Below are 22,308 nucleotides of genomic sequence, written 5' to 3' on the forward strand. Positions count from 1 at the left end.
ACTAAATGTAGTTAATGGATGAATTTTGGCATTTAAAAGCGACGAATAAATAAAAGCTGCATCCTACTTTATGGGTATAGACATTTCAAATGCAGCTAATCTCTAATAATAATTATATAAACATAACTAATGTGAATTATTTTTATTTAGTGGTAGCAAGTTGGTGCTCTACCTCCACCTTTTCAGATTCTTTTGCATCTTCCTCTTCATAGCGCATAGCTTGAGGGACTGATATTTTGATTGCAATAAATACGGCTAAGGCCCCACCGACCAATTTACCAAGTAAAATGGGGAGAACAAGCGTGGGTTGGAAATTTGCGGTAAAGGCTAAGTGATCACCAATGGTAGCCTGTGCACAAACACCGAATGCAACACATAATACTTTATCTCTTGCACGCATATCTTTGAATAAGTGATAAGTTGCAATGATGTTTGCCATTACCATAATAAAACCTAACGAACCGGTATCACTCAATTTTAAACGGTTACTTAATGCGCGAACTAATGGTTTACAGTAACGTTGGAACAGGTAACAAATTGGGAATGTCCCTGCCAGCATGATACCAATATAACCTGCAATTTCGATTGCACGGAATAGCTCATTTTGATCTGCAAACAGTGGGTCAAAGCCCCATGCACCGAAGACTTTACTAAATACGCCAGTAAAATGCTCAACAATAGAGAATGCTAAGACTAATTTCACAAATGCATCCATAATCTTACCGAAAATTAAAAAACCGGTAACCATTAGCATTGGGCGATATTTTAACCCAGCAGCGAGTAAGAAACAGAATACAAACAGTGGCATCAAGTATTGCAACATCGTGAAGAAGTCTAAGGTTAATTGATGCGCTGCGGGTGAGTTAGTCGAAATAATGTCTCTAACTGGAATATTATTGAATGTAATTAACAACAGGGATGCGAGTACGCCAAAGGGGATCGAGATCAGACCTGCCATCGCACCCAGTGCTAGATATTTATGATCTTTACGATTTAACATGGTTAAACCAACAGGGATCAAATAAACAATGGTGGCACCAGAGGTATAGCCGATCAACATGGCCGTGATCCACATATCGCGGTTTGTTGTGAGTGCATCAGCTAATTGATAGCCACCCATATCGACTGCAATAATTGACAATGCAGCAATTGAAACATCTGACCCTACAGATGAAAAAACAGGGCCAAGCACATAGGATATTAACTGTGATAGTAATGGTACGGCTGCCATAATCCCTGCTTGTGCAAGGAAAACGGGACCAATAGAGAATATACCATTAACAAACTCTTTTCCGAGGTCACTTGTTGGTCTAACAATAGATGCGACTGCGCCTATAATCGCACCACACATGATTAAATAGATAATGTAATTTCCGAATTCAGCCATGGTAGGGTCCTTTTATTATTTTAGTGTCTTAATTGGCGAGAACGGGCAATGATGTCGCGATACTGTTCCATCACGCCTTGCATGTTGGTTCCATCTGGGCGTGTTATGGTTGCATTGCGTCTAACTGCCATTTCGTGAGTGATACCTAGGCCTTTACGAGCCAATAAGGCTGCGCCTAATGCTGTTACTTGACGGTTTGCTGGTGCTTCAATATTTTTTTGTAATAAATTGGCTAAAAACTGCTTAAAGTATTGATTTGAAGATAACCCTCCATCGACTGAAATTGACTGACCTAAAGGTGAAACTTGCTCCATTGCAAAAATAACTTCCGCTGAACGAGCTGCTATTCCTTCAAGAACGGACTGCATCATATCTTTTTTATCGGTATCTAGAGAAAGCCCCGCCCATAACCCCGCGGCACTCCGATCCCAGTAAGGGCAGCCTAAGCCAGATAATGCAGGTACGAATGCAAGGCCGCGTTTAATTGCTGGTTCAGTTCTAAAATCGGTGAGTTCATCGAATGAGTCGAAAAGGCCAATTTTACGCGCCCAATTAATGGCTGATGCTGCGTTATATACCCCTCCATCTAATCCGAAAACGGCAGGTGTACCCGGAAATTTCCAGCACAAGGTTGGTAATAATCCACTTTCGTGAGTTTTAGGAATATCAGCCCCTGTCAGTGCTTGTAAAAAAGCGCCTGTACCGAAAGTAATTTTTGCATCCCCTTTTTCACGGCAGCCATGACCGTATGTGCCGGCAAACTGGTCAACAATGATTGCCGTGACAGGGGTTAAATGCCCATCGAGGTTGATGGCACCAAAATCACCAATATTGTCTTTAATAGGTGGCAAACAATGAATAGGCACACCAAAAATGTCACATAGTTGTTGATCCCACTCTAAAGTGTGAATATTGAGTAGTGAGGTTCGTGATGCGGAATTATAGTCAGTGACAAATACACCACATAAACGGTCGAGGAAAAAAGCATCCATTGTGCCTATCCGTAGCTGGTTTTTATCCGCTAGCGTTTTCGCTCCCACCACATTCTCAATAATCCATCCCATTTTGCTGGCGGAAAAATAAGGGTCTAGTGGCAAACCTGATTTAGATTGCACTAGTGGTTCCAAGCCTGCTTCTTTCAGTCGTGAAATGGTTTTTTCAGTGCGTAAATCTTGCCAAACGATCGCATTGTATAAAGGGCGCTTACTTTGAGCATCCCATGCGACAATGCTTTCACCTTGATGACAAAGACCAATCGCATCAACAACCTCGCAGCTATTTAAGCATTTAATAATATTTGCCAAGATTTCCTCAGGGTCATGTTCTACCCAACCACTGTTCAACGTGATTTGTTTATGAGGAATGCTCATTGGGGAGTGATAATGGCCGCCTTCTTCAAAGACAACGACCCGGGTTCCCGTTGTTCCCTGATCGATAGCCGCATAACGTTGATTGAGCATCGCAATATTCCCAGTGTTGTAAATGTTGTAAATTAGTCTGTTTTTTTGCTTACTATCGTTTAATCGGAAATAAAATCCACAAAAAACTCACAATAAGTTTCACTAATGTGATAAAACTCACAATATTGTAACAATGTGAATAATATTTTTGTTAATGTTGTGGTTTGTGTTGTTTTATTTGTTGTGGTTGTGGGAATTATGTGGTTTTATGTGTGCAAGTTAGAAATTAAGGATCTCAGCCATGGATATTAATAATAAAAAAATTTGGGATGTCATTGTCATCGGCGGTGGTGTCATTGGCTGTGCTGTGACACGTAAATTTACACTAATGGGTGCCAAAACACTGCTGTTAGAGCGTGGTGGAGACATTCTTTCGGGAGCAAGTAAGGCAAATAGTGCACTATTACATACGGGTTTTGACGCCACACCAGGGAGTCTGGAACTTGAATGTATGCAAGATGGGTATCGTGAATTCATTGAAATCAGAGAAAAAATGAATTTACCGTTACTCGAAACCGGAGCATTAGTTGTTGCATGGAATGAAGAGCAATTGAGTAAACTCCCTGCGATTGTTGAGCAAGCACACACTAACAATGTATTAGATGTGGCAATCATCGATAAAGAGGAGTTATATCGCCGAGAACCACATTTGGCTCAGGGCGCGCTGGCTGCGGTTCATGTCCCCGGTGAAGCGGTTATCGACCCTTGGAGTACGCCACTGTCTTATTTAACTCAAGCAGTGAAACATGGTGCTGAATATCGTTTTCATTGTGAAGTAAAAAACGGTTCGCTAAACAATGGGGTGTGGGATTTAACCACATCAAAAGGTGAGTTTTCTGCCCGTTTGGTAATTAATTGTGCTGGTATTAACGGTGATATTGTGGAGTCGATCTGCCACCCATCACCATTCCAAATAAAACCACGCAAAGGGCAGTTTTTGGTTTATGACAAAGCCGCCGCTGCCGATATTAATGCGATCATTTTACCAGTGCCAACCGCAATAACTAAAGGCGTACTATTATCAAAAACTATTTTTGGTAACTTATTATTAGGCCCAACAGCAGAAGAACAGGATGACCGTTGGAAAGCGGAAGTGAAACAAGAAGTGCTAGAGGGGTTAATCGCCCAAGGCTCTCAGATGTTACCTTCATTACATAATTATAGTGTAACGGCAACTTATGCGGGACTGCGCCCTGCAACAGAAGAAAAACATTATCGTATAAATGATTATCCTGAAAAACACTGGATATGCGCAGGCGGGATCCGTTCAACGGGGTTAACCTCTGCTTTAGGTGTTGCTAACTACTTGGCAAAACTATACCAACAACACTTTACGCCATTATTTGAGCTTTCTCCTCCAGAAACGCTAATTTGGCCAACAATGCCAATGATATCCGAATATCACCAACGGGATTATCAGTGTAAAAGTAATGGTGGCATCGTATGTCACTGTGAGCTTGTTACGCAGCGAGAAATTGAAGCTGCGTTTGACTCCGATATTCCGCCTGAATGCTTAGGGGCATTGCGACGTAGAACGCGCGTGATGATGGGGCGTTGTAATGGGTTTTATTGTAGCAGTCAGGTAGCAGAAATAATCAATGGCCGGTTTGACCATACATTAGCAGTGGAGTCAGTAAAATGAGTTTGAATTATGATGTGGTTATCATAGGCTCAGGGCCTGCTGGGGTTGCTGCTGCGTATTCGTTGCGCCGTCGCGGTATTCAACGTGTTGCTATCATTGAACGTGAAGCTGATGCTGGCGGGGTTCCGCGTCATTGCCAGCACCCAACGTTTGGGGTACTTGCCTTTAAGCGCCCAATGAAAGGGAACCAGTTCGCTAAAAAGATTGTAGCTCAACTGGGAGACACGCCTATCTTTACCCGTAGTACGGTGACTCAGCTTCACCCTAATGGGCATTTAACCATTTCTACTCCTGATGGGCTTGTAGAGGCGCAAGCAAAACGTGTTTTAATTGCAACAGGAGTGCGGGAGACACCAAGGCATCCACGCTTGGTATCAGGGTTGCGTCCCCAAGGTATTATCACTGCGGGGGCATTACAGCAATTTGTGTATCTTAATGGTAAAAAACCGTGTCGTAACCCAGTTATTGTGGGGAGCGAACTGGTAAGCTTTTCTGCTTTATGGACACTAAAAAATGCAGGCGTTAAAGCGCAGGCTATGATTGAAAGTGGTGATCGCATTTTGGCCTTTAAGCCAGCCACATTATTTGCCAAAGCAATGGGAACGCCAGTGTTTCTTAATAGCCAAATTACTGAAATTGGTGGATTAGAGCGTGTAGAGTATGTGGTAGTTGAAAGTGCCGGTAAAACTCACAAAATTATGTGTGATTCGGTCATTTTTACTGGGCAATTTGTTGGGGAAAATACATTAATTCGCAAAAGCCACCTTGATTATGATGCGGCGACAGGCAAACCTGTAACGGACCAACGGGGTCGTTGCTCTGATACGAGCTACTATGCTGCTGGTAATATGTTACACCCTGCAGATATGGGTGATCAGTGTTACCAAGAGGGGCTTTGGGTAGGTGAACAGATTGCAGATGACCTACTGGCGAATCATCACCAACAGCAACTAAAAGAGACTCAACGGCTCCCAGTGCATCTGGATGATAAAATTTGCTTTAGTGTGCCTGCTTGCATTGATATTAATGATAATTCAATAAATAAAATTAATTTTAATATTAAAGTCGAGCACGCGGTGAATGGCACTATTAAGGTTATGGCTGGCAGTACATTATTATATGAAAAGCACCATCGAGGTTTGCCAACTAGGCGTATTTTGCTGAAAAATATCGATTTAACAAAAATACAACGAGATGCTACTGAAATTAGTATCGCTGTTGTATAGTGCTAGAAATGTAAATGGTCAAGAAGGGTTAAACTATGTGTGAAGGGCGTTCCTCAAAAGTACGTCATCAAACCATCATTGAGTTACTTTCTACTCAGGGTCAGGTGTATGTACAAGAGCTCGCAAAGCATTTTAATGTCGCGCAAGAAACTATCCGTCGAGATCTGAGTAAGCTCGAAACTCAAAAATTACTTAAGAAAATTCATGGTGGCGCAGTTAATATTCAGTCAAAGTTTGAACGTAATTTTACTGAAAGGGCTCAAGCCGCGGTTGATGAAAAAAAAGCGATTGCAGCGAAAGCGGCTGAATTTATTAAACCGGGTGATACGTTGTTTATCGATTTTGGTACAACAACATTTGAATTTAGCCAGCGAGTAAAGCTAATTGATAACCTAACAATAATTACTAACTCACCGCTATTAGCGAATATATTGCAGGAAAACCCAACAATTGAAACTATTTTAATTGGTGGGCAATTTAATGCAGCGCAAAATGCCTGCTTAGGGGCTATTGCGCTAAAGAATATTGCTGAATTTTTTGCTGATTATGCGGTTATAGGTGCAGGGGCTATTCATTCATTACATGGGGTTATGGATCAACACGTTGATGAGGCTGCTATTGCGCAAAAAATGATGGAAAATAGTGACAAATTAATGGTATTAGCGGACGGCACAAAAGCCAATAAGCATGCCATTAATTTTGTTACAGGTTGGGATAATATTGATTATTTAGTGACAACCAGCAAAGACTTTAAATTACCTGAAAATAAAAAACGACCAAAAACAAAGATTATTATTGCAGAGCTTGAATAAGCTGTAGTTTTAAAAATTAAATTTTAGTTCTCCCTATGGAAAATAATGAATTATTTTTTATAGGGTTACTTTATCCAAAATACGTTATTGCCAACACTAGGAATTATTATGAGCCTTTATTTTATTGCTTGCCCTTACTCAGACCCTGATAGCAATGTTGTGGAAATGCGCTTTCAGGAGTGTACAAAATTTGCCGCTGAACTCGCCCTTCAAGGGATTGCAACTTATAGCCAGATCACAATGACTCATCCAATAAATCAATTTCTTGCAACACAAGGACAAAAAGTGGCTTGGTCTTCCATCGATATGGAATTCTTGAAACGTTGTGATGGGTTAATTGTATTGACGTTACCCGGCTGGGAAAAGAGTGGTGGTGTTGCGGCAGAAATTCAATTTTTTAAAGATAAAGGCTTGCCTGTTTGGACTGGCGACGAGTTTAAGGCTCAAATGGAAAAATAATTTCCAGCCATAAAATAAATCGGTCCATAACCTATTGTTGTTATGGACTTTTTATTTATGCCAATTATTTAATAATATTCGTACTGATATTTGAACGTTTCAATTAAAGTATCAGGTAGATTACTACGTGAATTCGTTAACTTTTCTGTTAGGCAGTTACCAAATTTATCAGTTTCTAAACACTCAATAGTGGTGGAGACTTCCTCATTATTGAGTTTGATTTTACGTATTTCTTGTTTAAAAAAACCGTGAGTGTCATAACTAAACTGGCGGATATCTTGCCCTGAATTACCGACCATTGAGACAAGTTTTCCTTGGTCATCATAGGAATATTGGTAAAATACCTCGACTCCTTCAGTAAAGCCCTTTGTGGAATCTATTTTGCCATTTTTGTACGTGGTACTGACTGTATAGTCATTACCTGCTTGGTCATGGGTTTTGATTGTGGATATTTTCCCGGATGGGTCTTGCTCAAAGGTGAACTTACCTTCGATACTCTGTATTGGCTGGCCGAATGAAATAATATTTACCATTTCATAGGTTGGATTTTTTTGGATGGTTCTCTTTAGTGATGAGTTTAGTTCTTTGTCTAAAAACCATTTTGACTCACTTTGATAGCTTTCTAAAGCACTACAAGTTGAAAACTGCATTTGTAGCGTTTTTGTATCTAGAGGCGAGCCTGTGGGAGTTGATGCATAGCTTACTGACTTTATTGATTTAATAGGGCCATAGACTATCTTTTGAGTCATTAAATGCAAGTTTTCACGATGTGTGTTTCGTAACTCATCACGACAGTCATCTACTGCATAAGCCGATGAAATAAATAATGACAATAAGCAAAGCAGGTGGTTTTTTTTCATTTATTATTTTCCTGAATTTTAACGAGTAGGAAATAATATAGAAGGTGTAATCAAAAAGTTTGTGTAAAAAAGCCGTAACTCGAGTTACGGCTTTAAAGGGGGAATAAGGCTCTAGTGGCTAGGTTTTAGGTATTCCGCTAAATTCTTGCCTTCACCTTTTTTATCGTTGTCACCATCAATAAAATCATCGACAGAACAGCCAAATTCCTCTACATCGTGGCACATGAGTGTCGCCATTGATTTGGCAATTTCATGTTCACCAATAATGATATGGTCAGCACCGCGTTCTTTGATAAAGCTGACTTCGTCATCATAGTGAGCACGAACAATCACAGTAATGTTAGGGTTCATTTCTTTAGCTGTTGCCACAATTTCACCTGCTTCATAACCATTAGGAATGGTTAGCAGTAACGTTTTGGCACATTCGATGCGGGCAAGGCTAATAATGTCTTTATTCGCGCCATTACCTAAAATCGCACTAAAGCCATTTTCGGCCAGCTCTTCAAACCTTGCTCGAGTATCTTCAACGACAACAACAGGGATTTCTTTTCTACGTAGTTTGTCTGCTAGCATACCGCCTACACGCCCATAACCGACAATGATGGCATGGCCACAAATATCGACAGGCACTTGAGTTTCTTCTTCCAGCGTTTCTTCCAGAAGTTGTTCTTCAATGGTTTCGGTACTTTCGAGGTATTTATCTAATAAAGTAAATAACACAGGGTTAAGCATAATAGAGACAATTGCCCCTGCTAACACAAGGTTCTGCGCGTCTTTATCCATGACACCGAGTGTTAAGCCCATACCTGCTAAGATAAATGCAAACTCACCGATTTGTGCAAGGCTAACTGATATGGTTAAGGCGGTTCGCCGTGAATGGCCAAACATCCTGACTAGTGCTAATGCTGCCGCAGATTTACCAATGATAATAATGGCGAGTACACCAAGAATGCCTAAAGGTTGTTCAATAAGTACGACTGGGTCAAATAGCATCCCGACGGAGACAAAGAACAGAACAGCAAATGCATCACGTAATGGTAAGGTATCCTGTGCTGCGCGGTGGCTCAATTCTGATTCGTTTAATACCATCCCAGCAAAGAAAGCACCAAGAGCGAATGAAGCGTCGAAAATCGCGACTGCTGCGTAGGCAATACCTAATGCTAGCGCAAGTACTGCAAGGGTAAATAGTTCACGAGACCCCGTAGAAGCGGTGCGCGATAAAATCCATGGAATGACCTTTCTGCCAATCACTATCATAATGAAGATGAATAGAACAACTTTCCCGATAGTCCAAGCTAGGCCTAATGCTAATTCACTAAAGCTTGCGTCATCGGTATTCATGATGGCAGCGGCTGCGGGGAGTAGGACCAAGGTTAATACCATGGCTAAGTCTTCCACAATCAGCCAGCCAATCGCAATTTGCCCACGTTGACTTTCAATCAGTTGCCGTTCTTCTAATGCACGAAGTAATACCACAGTACTGGCGGTCGAAAGACAAAGACCAAAAACAATACCCGTAAAGATCCCCCAGCCGAACAATAGGGATAACCCAAGACCAAGTAAGGTGGCTACTGCGATTTGTGCAATTGCCCCAGGAATGGCGATGGATTTAACGGCGAGTAAATCTTTCAGTGAAAAATGTAGGCCAACCCCAAACATCAGTAAAATAACACCGATTTCAGCTAACTCGGGTGCAAGAGCCGCATCCGCAACAAACCCTGGCGTAAATGGGCCTGCGAGAACACCTGCTGCAAGGTAACCAACTAAAGGGGAGATTTTTAATCGCTGTGCGATCATACCTAACACATATGCAAGGGCGAGACCACCAACAATGGTTGTGATTAAGGGCGTTGAATGCTCCATTTAGTCTCCTCTGATTAGTATAAATAATAATAGGTGGGTACATGCCGTTGACTTTTAAAATGAGGCCTTCATTTTAAAATGCAAATGCGATGTTTTTATATTTTAACTTTTTTTGAGAAAAATTTCCTTAAAAAAATGAAATGTTTTTAAAAAAAAGACGCTTTAAGGGTGCTAAATCGTTACAAACGATAAGATTATGGGATTTTTATCTGGAATTTATCTCTAATGTGGTGAGAAAGACCCACACTTATTTTTAGGTAAGTGTGGGAAATATAACAAAATAAATCTATTTGTGACCGATATTCGGCAGCAATACTGTAAAAATGCCAAGTAATGGTAGGAAAGCACAATAATGATAAACTTGTTCTATACTGGTTAAGTCAGCGATATGCCCTAAGACGGCAGCACCGACGCCTCCCATTCCAAAAGCGAGACCAAAGAATAACCCTGACACCATGCCTGTTTTACCGGGGATTAGTTCTTGCGCATAGACCAAAATAGCAGAAAAAGCGGAGGCTAAAATCATCCCGATAATCACGGTAAGGATACCAGTCCAATACAGTGAGGCATAAGGTAAAATTAAGGTAAAAGGTGCAACTCCGAGGATTGAGAACCAAATAACGTATTTACGCCCTATTTTGTCACCAATAGGGCCGCCAATCATGGTGCCTGCTGCAACTGCGAATAAGAAAACAAATAAGTGGATCTGGGCGTTTTGCACAGAAACACCAAACTTATCGATCAGATAAAAAGTGTAATAGCTGCTAATACTGGCCAAATAGAAATATTTGGAAAAAATCAACACTAACAATACTGCTAGTGAACCAATAATCGCTTTACGTGGTAACACGTTAATATCAGCGGTAGAAGCGGGTTTTTTACTTGCAGCACGGTGCTGTTGCTTATACCAATTACTGACTTGTAATAAAATGACGATGGCGAGTAATGCCGCTAATGAAAACCAGCCAATATTCCCTTTCCCATAAGGCTCTATAATTAAAGCCGCGAGTAATGGTCCTAAAGAAGCGCCTAAATTGCCGCCAACTTGGAAAAAGGACTGAGCGAGGCCATGACGCCCCCCTGATGCCATACGAGCAACACGCGAAGACTCAGGGTGAAAGACCGAAGAGCCGGTTCCGACTAAAGCGGCAGCGAGCAAAATGGTAGGGAAAGTTTCAGCCATTGCGAGCAAAATAAGCCCCGTTAGGGTAAAGGTCATTCCAATCGGCAATGAATACGGCTGTGGGTGCTTATCGGTATAGTACCCAATGATAGGCTGCAATAATGAAGCCGTAATCTGATAGGTCAAGGTGATCATCCCTATTTGGGCAAAACTCAATGAGAAATCAGCTTGCAACAAAGGGTAAATCGCTAATATCAACGATTGGATCATATCATTGAGTAAATGAGAAACACTGATAGCAGTTAGAATACTAAAAACAGTTTTCCCAGTTTTATTCAGTGGTTTTGATGGATTCGTGTTATTTGGGGTTGTGGTTTGCTCACTCATAATTATCAACTTTCTGTGTTACATAATTGTTATCAATATAGCTGAAATACAATTTATTTAAATGAATAAATAAGTCACATGAAAAAATAACACCAGTGATTTATTTGATGGCGATCTCATTTTTATGAAACGAATTTCTTATTCTGCAATAGGTATCAAATCCTGTTCATATTTTTGTGCTATAAAACTGAGGGTCATGACAAGCTATAATCTAATATTAGTCAATTAAAATTCCTATACCAGCAGGGAGAAATGTATGAGGTTTACATTTAAGGCATCCGCATGTGCATTGACGGTATCATTAGCGTTAATACCCGCCACTATGGCAAATGCGTGGGAAAAAGATAAAACCTATAATATCACTATTTTGCATACCAATGACCATCATGGGCACTTTTGGCATAATGACCATGGCGAATACGGGCTAGCAGCTCAGAAAACAGTGGTTGATGAAATTCGCGATGAAGTAGCAAAGCAGGGTGGTAGCGTTTTATTGCTATCTGGTGGTGATATAAACACAGGTGTTCCTGAATCAGATCTGCAAGATGCAGAGCCTGACTTCAAAGGTATGAACCTTGTAGGTTACGATGCAATGGCATTGGGTAACCATGAATTTGATAATCCTTTGGAAACTCTGCGCCAGCAAGAAAAATGGGCAACGTTTCCTTTCTTATCTGCCAATATTTATCAGGCAAGCACAGGTAAGCGTTTATTTAAGCCTTACCAAGTTTTCGATAAGCAAGGCGTAAAAATCGCCGTGATGGGGCTAACAACCGATGATACAGTTCGTATCGGTAACCCAGCAAACTTCCCTGACGTTGAGTTTCGCGTACCTGCTGATGAAGCGAAAAAAGTCGTCGAAGAGTTACGAGAAACAGAAAAACCAGACATCATCATCGCCGCAACCCACATGGGGCACTATGATGATGGCAATCATGGTTCAAATGCGCCGGGTGATGTAGAAATGGCTCGTAGTTTACCCGCGGGTTATTTAGATATGATTGTTGGGGGGCATTCACAAGACCCTGTTTGTATGTCTCAAGAAAATAAAAACTACAAGCAAGCTGATTATGTGCCAGGCACGCCTTGTGCGCCAGATAACCAAAATGGGACTTGGATTGTTCAAGCACACGAATGGGGTAAATATGTCGGACGTGCTGATTTTGAATTTAAAAATGGTAAGTTTACCCTGAAACATTACCAGTTAATTCCAATTAACTTAAAGAAAAAAATCACGAAAGAAGACGGCACGAGTGAGCGCGTTTATTATACGCAAGAAATAGCTCACAACCCTGAAATGACCAAGCTTCTGACGCCTTACCAAGAAAAAGGTGATAAGCAACTTAGTGTGAAGGTGGGGTCAGTTGAAGGTAAACTTGAAGGTGACCGCAGTAAAGTTCGTTTTGTTCAAACCAATATGGGGCATCTTCTGTTAGCTGCACAAAAAGAGCGAGCAGGGGCCGATTTCGCCATCATGAGCGGTGGTGGTGTTCGTGATTCTATTGAAAGTGGTGATATTACCTACAAAGATGTCCTTAAAGTTCAACCGTTTGCTAATGAGCTAGTGTATGTTGATTTTAAAGGGGATGAAGTGATCCCTTATTTGACAGCTGTGGCAAATATGAAGCCTGATGCGGGTGCGTATGGTCAGTTTTATAATGTGAATTTAACACTGAATAAAGATGGCACTATCAGTGATGTTAAAATTGATGGTCAGCCTGTTGACCCTAGCAAAACTTATCGCATGGCAACATTAAACTTCAATGCTATCGGTGGAGATGGTTATCCGAAGATCGACAACCATCCAAACTACGTCAATACAGGTTTTGTCGATGCAGAAGTCCTCAAGGGGTATATTGAAAAACATTCCCCTCTGAAGGCCGCGGACTATGAACCTAAAGGTGAAATTATTTACAACAATAAATAATTCATAAAACCAGTAGAAAAGCTCCATTTATATGGGGCTTTTTTATCGCAAAAATACATTTGCCACTAAACGTGGTCCTTCAAAGATCTTGAAAGTAGATAAGTGCTTAAAATAGTCATTAGGTGCATGGTCAACAAGGAAACGAACTTTTCCTTGTGTTAACCACAACTGATGGCTATTTATTAAGTGGATTTCAAGTTGAAATACTACACTCCAATTTTTACTGTTAGGGATATCGAAGTGAGCGACTGCATAATAGAGCCCGATTGGCGGTAGTTGTTTTCTACCACCATTTTTAGTTAATACCCATTCAATAGTAACGGGAAACATTAAATCAGCAGCTACTTGCGAATTTCAGCAAAGGTGGCATTCAGTACGTTAGCGAGGTCTGTGGGGGCGAGTTCAATATCTAATCCACGTTTTCCCCCAGAAATAAACATCGTCGCATATTGTTGTGCTTGGTCATCGATAACGGTGGGCAGACGCTTCTTTTGGCCTAATGGGCTAATCCCCCCAAGCAAATACCCCGTTGTTTTTTGGGCTATCTGAGGGTCGGCCATTTCAACTTTTTTTACTTTAAATACTTTGGCGACTAACTTTAAATCTAATTGACCTGAAACAGGGGTGACAGCAACGGCTAATGTTTTTTGGTCACCATTTAAGGCGACTAAGAGTGTTTTAAATACCTGTTTGGCATCTAACCCGAGCTTACGCACTGCTTCATCACCAAAGTTACTTTCATTGGGGTCATGTTCATAGGGATGCAGTGTAAATTGAATTTTTTGTTTTTCGAGTAATTTAACGGCTGGAGTCATTCTTTTGCCTTTTATTGAGTTATGACTTACTAACGCAAATATTCAACAAGACTATTTTCACCAAATAAATGCAATGCGCCCACGGCGACAACATAATTTCCATCAGGGAGCGCTTTGAGCTTCTTTCCCCAATCTGCATTACGTTGATTCATTAATACTTGATATGTCCCTTCGCTAAAGGTATTTGGGAGAATCGTTCGATTATTGGGTTGGTAATCTAGCCACCAACCTATCATGGTTTGCAGTAAACGTGCGTTTTCTCGCCAGTGAACCAGTGAGTCTTGTAATAACGTAAGCCCATTATTAGGCAAGGAAAGCAACAATTCAACTTGGGAATGGGTTCCCTCAAGCTCGATAATAGGTTTATTCTGCGATTGGGCACTGCGGAGTAATTGATAGTCTATGCCATAATGACCGCGCAAACCCAGTTCTTGGGCTTGTGTTGCTTGTAAGATCAATGCGATTTGCCATGAAGGTAGTGCATCAAAGCGTTCAGGTGATTGGTGTATTTCTTGGCAAGACTGTAAGAAAAGACTGAACTCTTTATCAGTTAACCGCTGTTGGACTGGAGGTAGCTCAGTATTACCGTCAGAAAAAGGTGAGTGGGTATCAGTAATATCCGCTTCAACAATCAATGCATCTGCTTGGTTAAGTTTGTCTAATAGTACGCTAGATAAGGGAAACATATTTTCTGTTCCCATATGAATACTGCCCACTATGTGCAGTTTGAGGTGCTTTGATAGTCGAACATCAATGGCGGGATAAGGATAGACTGGCGCAGTTTCCATATGGAGCCAATTTTTTAAATTTTCGATAAGTTTTCCCATGTTCCCTACCCAATTCTTAGTTAGACAACTAGGTTAAACAATCTTTGGTCATTTTGCGAATGTTGAACGTCAATTGCGCATTTTTAGTGTGTTTGTCATTAAAAGTGATTAAATAAAGGGTGGATAAAACCGAGGAAATAATGCCTCTATAATAGAGGCATTATCAGTGATTAACTTTGCTTATTGATATTTTTAAACACGCTTAACAACGTAAATAAGCTAAAGGAACTAAATACCATTTCAATACCAATCAATGTTGTCAGTAAAGTGATTGACGTAATTGGGCCGTTTCCGATGAGTAGATAGGCGATAAAGAAATCTAAAAGACCAATAATAATTTGCAACCAACCGCTAGCGGAGCTGATTTGTTGGAAGCCAACATATAGCCGAATAACACCACCAATAATAAAAAGAGCGGCTACAAAAATGGCGAGAGCAATTAGACTTTGGAGCGGGTCTTTGATAAAGGAATAGCCAACAATGATATAGATTAGCCCAATAATAAAGCCAAATAAGCGTGACCACCCCGTGTAAATAACGGTGCTTAAGATGCTCACAATTGCGCCAACACCACCAATAATAAGCAAAACACCTAGTACTGTACTGACGGCGATACCAGATATCATTGGGTTAATAATACAAAAAATCCCACCTGCTAATAGTAAAAAAGATAATATTAACAAAATGGTGCGCTGTTTTTTAAACTCTTCACTAGCGAGTTTTGCGAGCTTATCACTATCAATATTAAGCATTTTGTACTCCAAATATTAAATAACGGGATATTTAACATTATAGACTTCGCTTTCAATTAATAACATATAAGATAATAAGATTTTACTGCATAAAGCATTTTCTGTGAGAATGGATAAAAGGAGAGGAAATCAATTTCCTCTCCTTACAGGGTTATTTCTCAGGTTTAAAGCGTAATAAGCGGTTGGCGTTACTGACCACGGTAATGGATGATAAGGCCATTGCTGCACCTGCAACGACAGGGTTAAGTAAAGTCCCCGTAATTGGGTATAAAATACCCGCCGCGATTGGAATGCCTAATGTGTTATAAACAAAGGCACCAAACAGGTTTTGTTTCATGTTACGCAGTGTTCCTTTTGAAATAGACACTGCATCGGCAACGCCATGTAAGCTTTGGCGCATTAAGGTAATGGATGCGGTCTCAATCGCGATATCACTACCGCCACCCATCGCAATACCAACGTCAGCTCGGGCTAGAGCAGGGGCATCATTGATACCATCACCGACCATCGCCACTTTGTGGCCTTTGGCTTGTAAGGCTTCGATTGCTGCTGATTTACCGTCAGGCATTACGCCGGCGATAACTTCATCAATACCCGCTTCTTTGGCTATCGCATTGGCGGTTACTGGGTTGTCGCCAGTTAACATGACTAAACGGAAACCTTGTTTATGTAAACGCGCCAGCGCACTTATGCTGTCTTCACGTAATGGGTCACGGATAGATAATAGTGCAGCGACTTTGCCATCCACCGCTAACATGACAGGTGTTACACCTTGAGTTGCTTGTTGATGCAATGTCTCTTCAATATCGCGGGTGTCGATATTATTTTGTGTTAACAGCTTTTGGTTGCCTAATAAAATGGTTTGCCCATTAATGATGGCGCTGACACCAAGGCCTGCGAGAGTCCTAAATTGCTCATTGGTTGGTAATGTTAAGCCTTTTGCTCGGGCTAATACCGCACGTGCTAATGGGTGATTAGAACCATTTTCCAATGAGGCCGCCAGTTGTAAGGCGGTATCTTGTTCATAACCATTAAATACATGGATATCGGTAACTTGTGGCATACCCTCAGTCAATGTACCTGTCTTATCGAATACTATGGTATCTAATTCACTGGCTTGTTGTAACGCATCTGCATCACGCACTAAGACACCAAATTCAGCAGCTCGACCTACGCCTGAAATAATGGACATAGGCGTCGCTAAACCTAAGGCACAAGGACAAGCAATAATAAGTACCGTGGTGGTAATGACCAGTGCGTAGGTAATTTGTGGGGCAGGGCCAACAAAGTACCAGATGGCACCTGAAATCAAAGCAATAGCCACGACGATAGGCACAAACACCGCAGAAATACGGTCAGCAAGTTGGCCGATTTGTGGTTTGCTGCTTTGTGCTTGGCGAACAAGATAAATAATACGAGCTAAGGTAGTTTGACTCCCCACAGCTGCTGCGCGAAATAGCACAGTTCCATCCTGAACTACAGTACCTGCATGGACTTGGTCACCCTTGCTTTTTTGCTGAGGGATTGGCTCACCAGTTAGCATTGCTTCATCTAGCCAGACTTCTCCTTCAATGATTTCACCATCGACAGGTACGCGGTCGCCCGTCGCTAAGCGTAACACCATCCCTTTTGTCACCTGCTCTAATGGCATATCCACTTCGCCTTGCTCTGTGACGACACGGGCAGTGGGGGGCGTTAAATCCAATAGCCTTTCGAGAGCTTTTGATGAACGCTGACGAGCACGTTGCTCTAGCGCATGGCCTAGGTTAATCAGACCGATAATCATTGCACTGGCTTCGTAATAAAGGTGCCTTGCCTGATCAGGAAACCACTCTGGCCAAATATTGACGACGATAGAGTAAAGCCAAGCTGCACCTGTTCCTAGTGCAACTAGGGTATCCATTGTGGCACTGCCATTTTTTAGGCTTTGCCATGCATTACGGTAAAAGTGGCCGCCTGCAAACACCATGACGGCAAGGGTTAACAGACCAATGGTTAGCCAAATAGTATGGTTTTGCTCAGTGAGCACCATATTATCGCCCATCATCCCCCAGACCATCACTGGGATACCAAGAGAGAGTGCTAACGCTGATTGCCAGCGAAAACGACGCATATTTCCCTGCGCCACTTCTTGCTGTCGTTCGCGGCGTTTTGCTTCATCTTGAATAATTTCAGCGCCATAACCGGCTTTTATGACGGCGTTAATCAGGTCTTCAGGGACTGCGGTTCCTGTAACTAACGCACTGCGTTCAGCTAAATTTACACGTGCATTCTCAACACCTGGGACGCTATTTAATGCTTTTTGCACTTTACTGACACAACTGGCACAAGTCATCCCGTCTAATAATAATTGAACACTGTCATCGGTTGGTGTTATGTCAGGTTGTTCATCTAAATCAGACTGCTGTGCCGGAATATCACATATTGCCGCTGAATCAGCTTCCGGCTGTTCAGTTTCTATCGTCAGCGGCTCAGTTTTTGGGGATTCAGAACCTTCTTGACTGAGGGATGCTTGATATCCTGCTCCTTCAATTGCACTAATTAGTGCATCAACGGAAGCATGACCGTGAACAACAGCCGATTTAGTATCAACTTCAGCACGTTCAACCCCCTCAACGGCTTCTAAAGCTTGTTGCGTTTTCGCTGCACATTTCATGCAACTTAAGCCAGAAAGAGCTAGTGTTGTTGTATTAGGTAGTGCAAGCTCCGCATGATAACCGGCTTGCTGAACCGCGCTAATTAAAGCTTGTGGATCAGCGGTTCCATAGACTTTTGCATGCGTGGTATCAACAATTGCGACGGCAACACCATCAACGGATTCAAGTGCTTGCTGGGTTTTACCTGCACATTTCATGCAGTTTAGACCGGAAAGCTGTAATTGTACGTCAGGGGTTGTTGCGACTGTAGCTTCATAGCCAGCGTCGGTGATTGTAGGAATAAAATCAGTTGCATCGGTATCACTGTCAAAAACAGCATAGTCGATGGTAACTTTAAGGTTAGCCACATCATCACGACTTTCCAATGCTTTAGTGACTGAACTGACGCAATGCATGCAGCTTAGCCCTTGTAATTTCAATATAACTTTATTACTCATTTTCCAGCCTCCAAACCCTTTTAGTAAATGGGTCTATAATTTTATCTTTAATTTGGTCTATAATTCGTCGATATGCAAAGGTTACACCTTCCAGCAAGGTTAAGGTCAAGAGGAATTATGAATATTAGTGAAATTGCCAAAAAAACTGGCCTAACTGCAAAAGCGATTCGTTTTTATGAAGAGAAAGGGCTAATTACTCCACCAGAAAGGGGGGAGAATAGCTACCGCTATTATCAAGAGAGGCACTTGAATGAACTTGTGTTACTCAAACAAGCAAAAGATGTTGGCTTTACACTGGATGAATGTGGCGAGCTGTTAGGGTTATTCCGTAACCCCAGCAGACATAGTGCGGATGTAAAAAGCACAACTATTGCTAAGATAAATGAAATAGAGCAGACAATCGTAAAATTGTCTGCTATTCGAGATACATTACAAGAGCTTGTCGATGTGTGCCCCGGGGATGATGGTGCTGACTGCCCAATTATTGACCATTTGGCGCGTAGTTGTTGTCACCTTCAGAAGGCTTAACTTTCAAAGTGATACCATCAACGGCAACGACGACCACTTCAGTGTTTACAGAAAGAGGGACGTCGCTATAAACACGCCAACTGCCATCGGCAAGGCGTATGCGGCTATAGCCCTCTTCAGTATCGGTTAATAAACGTGCTTTGAAGCCAACCAGTTGGTGACTAATTTGATTGACGTCATCGGCAGTCGTTTTCTTTCGCCCACTTAACCACTTACGCCATAAAACGGCAGACACAACCGTTAATACGGCGAATAAAATTCCTTGCCATTCCCAACCAAGAAATGGCAGTAACCAAGTGAGTAACCCGACGGCAACAGCGGCAATTCCTGACCATAGTAGATAACCGCCAGTACCAAGTAGTTCGGCAATTAGCAATAGCCCACCAAGACACAGCCAAAACCATGCCGGCTGAGCACTGATAAGCTCTATCATTCTGCGACCTGTTTTTTGGTATTGTTGGCTTTTTTACTTTCGCCGATCAGCTCTGTAATTCCGCCGATTGCTCCCATTAGATTGCTAGCTTCTAATGGCATCATAATCACTTTGCTATTTTCAGCGGAACCAATACTGGTTAGCGCATCAGTGTACTTCTGGGCAACGAAATAGTTAATCGCTTGCATATCCCCTGCGGCTATAGCATCGGACACCATTTGAGTCGCTTTCGCTTCGGCTTCCGCGGCTCTTTCCCGCGCTTCTGCTTGTAAGAAAGCAGACTGGCGTTCACCTTCTGCTTTTAGGATTTGGGATTGTTTTTCACCTTCGGCTTTTAAAATAGCCGCTTGACGAACCCCTTCAGCTTCCAAAATATCAGCACGCTTAGTCCGTTCAGCCTTCATTTGTGCATTCATCGCGCTGATAAGTTCTTTTGGTGGTTTGACATCACGAATTTCAATACGGGTGATTTTAACCCCCCAAGGGTTAGTTGCTTCATCAACGACATGTAATAAGCGAGTATTGATAGAATCACGTTGAGACAGCATTTCGTCAAGTTCCATTGAACCTAATACAGTACGAATATTGGTCATGGTTAAATTCAGTACGGATAACTCTAGATTACTGACCTCATAAGCTGCACGAACAGGGTCTACGACCTGAATAAAGCACACGGCATCGATAGTGACGTTGGCGTTATCCCGAGAAATGACTTCTTGAGATGGGATATCAAGGACTTGTTCCATCATATTAATACGACGGCCTATTTTATCCATAAATGGCACGATGATATGTAAGCCTGGTTGTAAGGTACGGGTGTAACGACCAAAGCGCTCTACAGTCCATTGGAAACCTTGAGGCACTGTTTTAACACAGGTAAAAACAATAACGATAGCGACAAAAATGATAATCGGTATTGCACCATAGGCGAACAAGTCCATATCGACCTCTTAATTAATAAAGTAATGAATAAACTTGGCGGCGATATTTACTTGCTAACGCATCGCCAGTACCCATTGCTGACATGATATCCATCATAGTTTTTTTAACGGCACCTTCACCAGCACCCAAATCTTTACGTAAGAAGCCAAATAATAATTCCAGTGCTTCTTCATTACGGTTCACTTCATGGAGTTTTAATGCCAATTGTACCGCTAAATTTGTATTTTGTGGTTCTTGGTTAAATTCATCCTGCAATTGTTGAATTTCTGGGGTATCTGCAGCTTGTTTCAGCAATTCAATCTGAGCAACTAAACCTTGATAACGGCTGTCTTTATCTTGTAATGGAACACTATTCAGGGTGATTTGGGCATCATCAACTAAGTTTAAGCTAATTTGTGTTTCTGCCAATAATAGTGTGATGTCACTATTTTTAGGGTTAAGTTGGTTAGCTTCTTTTAATAATGGTAATGCTTCTTGTGCTTTACCTTCCGCGATTAGCTCCGCGGCTTGCGCCGCTTTCATTTCTTCTGGGCTAGGGAGTACCCGAGATAAAATTTCTAGCACAACCTCTTCAGGTTGTGGCCCTTCAAAGCCATCGACGGGGCGACCATTTTGCAATACATAGACGGTTGGGATTGCTTTTAAGCCAAATTGACCTGCAATCATTTGTTCTTCATCACAATTAACTTTAGCTAAAATAAATAAACCTGCATAGTCATTGGTGATTTTTTCCAACAGGGTACCAAAATCTTGGCAGTGTGGGCTGCGAGGGGACCAAAAATAAAACATGACAGGTAAGTTCATTGATTGTTCAATGACTTGATGCAGGTTAGTTTCGTTGATATCGATAATTTGAGCGTTAGCAAACATAAGGTATCTCTTTAGAATTTTTTTAACATTAATAGTAGAGTGGGGCTGATTTTGCTTTTTTCAAGCCTTTTTCCCCTGATTTGCCAGTATTTTATCCATTAATTTGTCGGGTAGAATACGTTTAAGTATACGCACGGCAACGGTTAATAATGTGACTGAATAGCGTACTTTGGGGCGTGGGCTTTCTAAAGCATGGATTAGTTTCTCAACCACATGCTCTGGCGTTAATGTAAAGCGAGAAGCAATCCCTGGGTTTTGAATGGGTTTATCTTTTTGAGTTTGTTCGACATTTTGGGTAAATGCAGTATGAATAGGGCCGGGTTCAATTAAGCTGATAAATACACCGCTACCTTTTAGCTCTAATCGTAATGCATCTGACCAAGCTTCAAGGGCATATTTACTGGCTGCATAGGCCCCGCGGCCAGGGGTCGAAATAATGCCCATTACGGAGCTAGTTTGAATTATTCGGCCTTCATGGTGCTCTAGCATGGAAGGGAGTAATTGTAAGGTAAGCTGGTGGACACCAAAAAAATTGGTGGAAAATTGCGCTTCGAGTTGCTCGCGACTAATGCTACTTAAAGGCCCATATACGCCAAACCCTGCGTTATTGAATAATCCGAAAAGCCGATGGTTACAGAGAGATAATACAGTTTGTGCCGCAGCATCTATGCTATTGTTATCATTAAGATCAAGGGAGACCGTGTCATAGCCAAGTGCTTGAAGGCGTAAAATATCGCTTTCTTTTCGACAAGCGGCAATAACATGGTAACCACGCTGGCGTAGGGTTTGTGCAGCACAAAAGCCAATACCACTCGATGCTCCGGTAACCAAGATTGATTTTTTGTTTCGTGCTGATGTTTGCATAACTTTACCTTGATTCCATGCAATTTAAATTATTTCG

Annotated in this window: 20 protein-coding genes; 6 read left to right on the top strand and 14 right to left on the bottom strand. The window is 41.7% G+C overall.

What is annotated here, in order from left to right:
- Positions 1–142 precede the first annotated feature (142 nt).
- Positions 143–1,387: an ethanolamine utilization protein EutH gene (eutH, locus tag M1F14_RS08900; RefSeq protein ID WP_042848141.1), complete on the bottom strand. Its 1,245-nt coding sequence runs from the start codon at positions 1,385–1,387 to the stop codon at positions 143–145.
- A 20-nt stretch (positions 1,388–1,407) separates the two neighbouring features.
- Entirely contained in the window at positions 1,408–2,847 is a 1,440-nt protein-coding gene (locus M1F14_RS08905) for an FGGY family carbohydrate kinase (RefSeq protein ID WP_181468698.1), read from the bottom strand.
- A 241-nt stretch (positions 2,848–3,088) separates the two neighbouring features.
- Here M1F14_RS08905 and M1F14_RS08910 point away from each other — a divergent pair, with 241 nt between their 5' ends.
- The 4 genes from M1F14_RS08910 to M1F14_RS08925 all read left to right on the top strand — a co-directional run bounded on the left by M1F14_RS08910 (position 3,089) and on the right by M1F14_RS08925 (position 6,986).
- Entirely contained in the window at positions 3,089–4,489 is a 1,401-nt protein-coding gene (locus M1F14_RS08910; protein ID WP_181468697.1) for an NAD(P)/FAD-dependent oxidoreductase, read from the top strand.
- Positions 4,486–5,715: an NAD(P)/FAD-dependent oxidoreductase gene (locus M1F14_RS08915; RefSeq protein ID WP_042848135.1), complete on the top strand. Its 1,230-nt coding sequence runs from the start codon at positions 4,486–4,488 to the stop codon at positions 5,713–5,715. The genes M1F14_RS08910 and M1F14_RS08915 overlap by 4 nt, the downstream gene beginning before the upstream one ends.
- A 35-nt stretch (positions 5,716–5,750) precedes the next feature.
- Positions 5,751–6,527: a DeoR/GlpR family DNA-binding transcription regulator gene (locus M1F14_RS08920; protein WP_042848132.1), complete on the top strand. Its 777-nt coding sequence runs from the start codon at positions 5,751–5,753 to the stop codon at positions 6,525–6,527.
- Positions 6,528–6,635: 108 nt separating this feature from the next.
- Positions 6,636–6,986 carry a DUF1937 family protein gene (locus M1F14_RS08925; protein WP_042848131.1) on the top strand — a complete coding sequence of 117 codons (351 nt, stop codon included), beginning with the start codon at positions 6,636–6,638 and terminating at the stop codon, positions 6,984–6,986.
- 68 nt (positions 6,987–7,054) lie between these two features.
- On the opposite strand, the gene M1F14_RS08930 is transcribed toward M1F14_RS08925, so the two are convergent.
- From M1F14_RS08930 to M1F14_RS08940, 3 genes are all read right to left on the bottom strand, one after another.
- Positions 7,055–7,846, bottom strand: a complete 792-nt coding sequence (locus tag M1F14_RS08930) for a hypothetical protein (protein ID WP_181468696.1) — start codon at positions 7,844–7,846, stop codon at positions 7,055–7,057.
- A gap of 111 nt (positions 7,847–7,957) precedes the next feature.
- A complete protein-coding gene (gene ybaL / locus M1F14_RS08935) occupies positions 7,958–9,709 on the bottom strand; it encodes a YbaL family putative K(+) efflux transporter (RefSeq protein WP_042848129.1) in 1,752 nt (583 codons plus the stop codon).
- A 286-nt stretch (positions 9,710–9,995) separates the two neighbouring features.
- The gene (locus tag M1F14_RS08940; RefSeq protein ID WP_042848128.1) at positions 9,996–11,219 is read right to left on the bottom strand and encodes an MFS transporter; all 1,224 of its coding nucleotides are present in this window, start codon (positions 11,217–11,219) and stop codon (positions 9,996–9,998) included.
- A 256-nt stretch (positions 11,220–11,475) separates the two neighbouring features.
- Between M1F14_RS08940 and ushA the strand changes: the two genes are divergently transcribed.
- Positions 11,476–13,146: a bifunctional UDP-sugar hydrolase/5'-nucleotidase UshA gene (ushA, locus tag M1F14_RS08945; RefSeq protein ID WP_042848127.1), complete on the top strand. Its 1,671-nt coding sequence runs from the start codon at positions 11,476–11,478 to the stop codon at positions 13,144–13,146.
- A 42-nt stretch (positions 13,147–13,188) separates the two neighbouring features.
- Here ushA and M1F14_RS08950 read toward each other — a convergent pair whose 3' ends face one another.
- The 5 genes from M1F14_RS08950 to copA all read right to left on the bottom strand — a co-directional run bounded on the left by M1F14_RS08950 (position 13,189) and on the right by copA (position 18,634).
- Positions 13,189–13,476: a hypothetical protein gene (locus tag M1F14_RS08950; protein WP_042848125.1), complete on the bottom strand. Its 288-nt coding sequence runs from the start codon at positions 13,474–13,476 to the stop codon at positions 13,189–13,191.
- A gap of 11 nt (positions 13,477–13,487) precedes the next feature.
- Positions 13,488–13,961 carry a Cys-tRNA(Pro)/Cys-tRNA(Cys) deacylase YbaK gene (ybaK, locus tag M1F14_RS08955; protein ID WP_042848122.1) on the bottom strand — a complete coding sequence of 158 codons (474 nt, stop codon included), beginning with the start codon at positions 13,959–13,961 and terminating at the stop codon, positions 13,488–13,490.
- A gap of 29 nt (positions 13,962–13,990) precedes the next feature.
- Positions 13,991–14,788 carry a TraB/GumN family protein gene (locus M1F14_RS08960; RefSeq protein ID WP_048608060.1) on the bottom strand — a complete coding sequence of 266 codons (798 nt, stop codon included), beginning with the start codon at positions 14,786–14,788 and terminating at the stop codon, positions 13,991–13,993.
- Between the two features lie 170 nt (positions 14,789–14,958).
- Positions 14,959–15,540: an HdeD family acid-resistance protein gene (locus M1F14_RS08965; RefSeq protein ID WP_042848118.1), complete on the bottom strand. Its 582-nt coding sequence runs from the start codon at positions 15,538–15,540 to the stop codon at positions 14,959–14,961.
- A gap of 151 nt (positions 15,541–15,691) precedes the next feature.
- Complete coding sequence (gene copA, locus M1F14_RS08970; protein ID WP_181468695.1) at positions 15,692–18,634, bottom strand: copper-exporting P-type ATPase CopA; 2,943 nt, start codon at positions 18,632–18,634, stop codon at positions 15,692–15,694.
- Between the two features lie 117 nt (positions 18,635–18,751).
- Here copA and cueR point away from each other — a divergent pair, with 117 nt between their 5' ends.
- Positions 18,752–19,162: a Cu(I)-responsive transcriptional regulator gene (gene cueR / locus M1F14_RS08975; RefSeq protein ID WP_042848115.1), complete on the top strand. Its 411-nt coding sequence runs from the start codon at positions 18,752–18,754 to the stop codon at positions 19,160–19,162.
- Here cueR and M1F14_RS08980 read toward each other — a convergent pair.
- Genes M1F14_RS08980 through M1F14_RS08995 form a run of 4 tightly spaced genes read right to left on the bottom strand, consistent with a single transcriptional unit; the run spans position 19,116 to position 22,271 of the window.
- The gene (locus M1F14_RS08980) at positions 19,116–19,595 is read right to left on the bottom strand and encodes an NfeD family protein (protein ID WP_042848113.1); all 480 of its coding nucleotides are present in this window, start codon (positions 19,593–19,595) and stop codon (positions 19,116–19,118) included. The genes cueR and M1F14_RS08980 overlap by 47 nt on opposite strands.
- A complete protein-coding gene (locus M1F14_RS08985) occupies positions 19,592–20,536 on the bottom strand; it encodes an SPFH domain-containing protein (protein WP_042848111.1) in 945 nt (314 codons plus the stop codon). Before M1F14_RS08985 ends, M1F14_RS08980 begins: the two co-directional genes overlap by 4 nt.
- Positions 20,537–20,549: 13 nt before the next feature.
- Positions 20,550–21,407: a co-chaperone YbbN gene (locus M1F14_RS08990; RefSeq protein ID WP_042848109.1), complete on the bottom strand. Its 858-nt coding sequence runs from the start codon at positions 21,405–21,407 to the stop codon at positions 20,550–20,552.
- A gap of 60 nt (positions 21,408–21,467) precedes the next feature.
- On the bottom strand, positions 21,468–22,271 hold the full coding sequence (locus tag M1F14_RS08995) for an SDR family oxidoreductase (protein WP_042848107.1): 804 nt from the start codon (positions 22,269–22,271) through the stop codon (positions 21,468–21,470).
- Between the last annotated feature and the right edge of the window lie 37 nt (positions 22,272–22,308).

The organism is Providencia sp. PROV003 (genome assembly GCF_045040775.1).
GTDB classification, from domain to species: Bacteria; Pseudomonadota; Gammaproteobacteria; order Enterobacterales; family Enterobacteriaceae; genus Providencia; species Providencia huashanensis.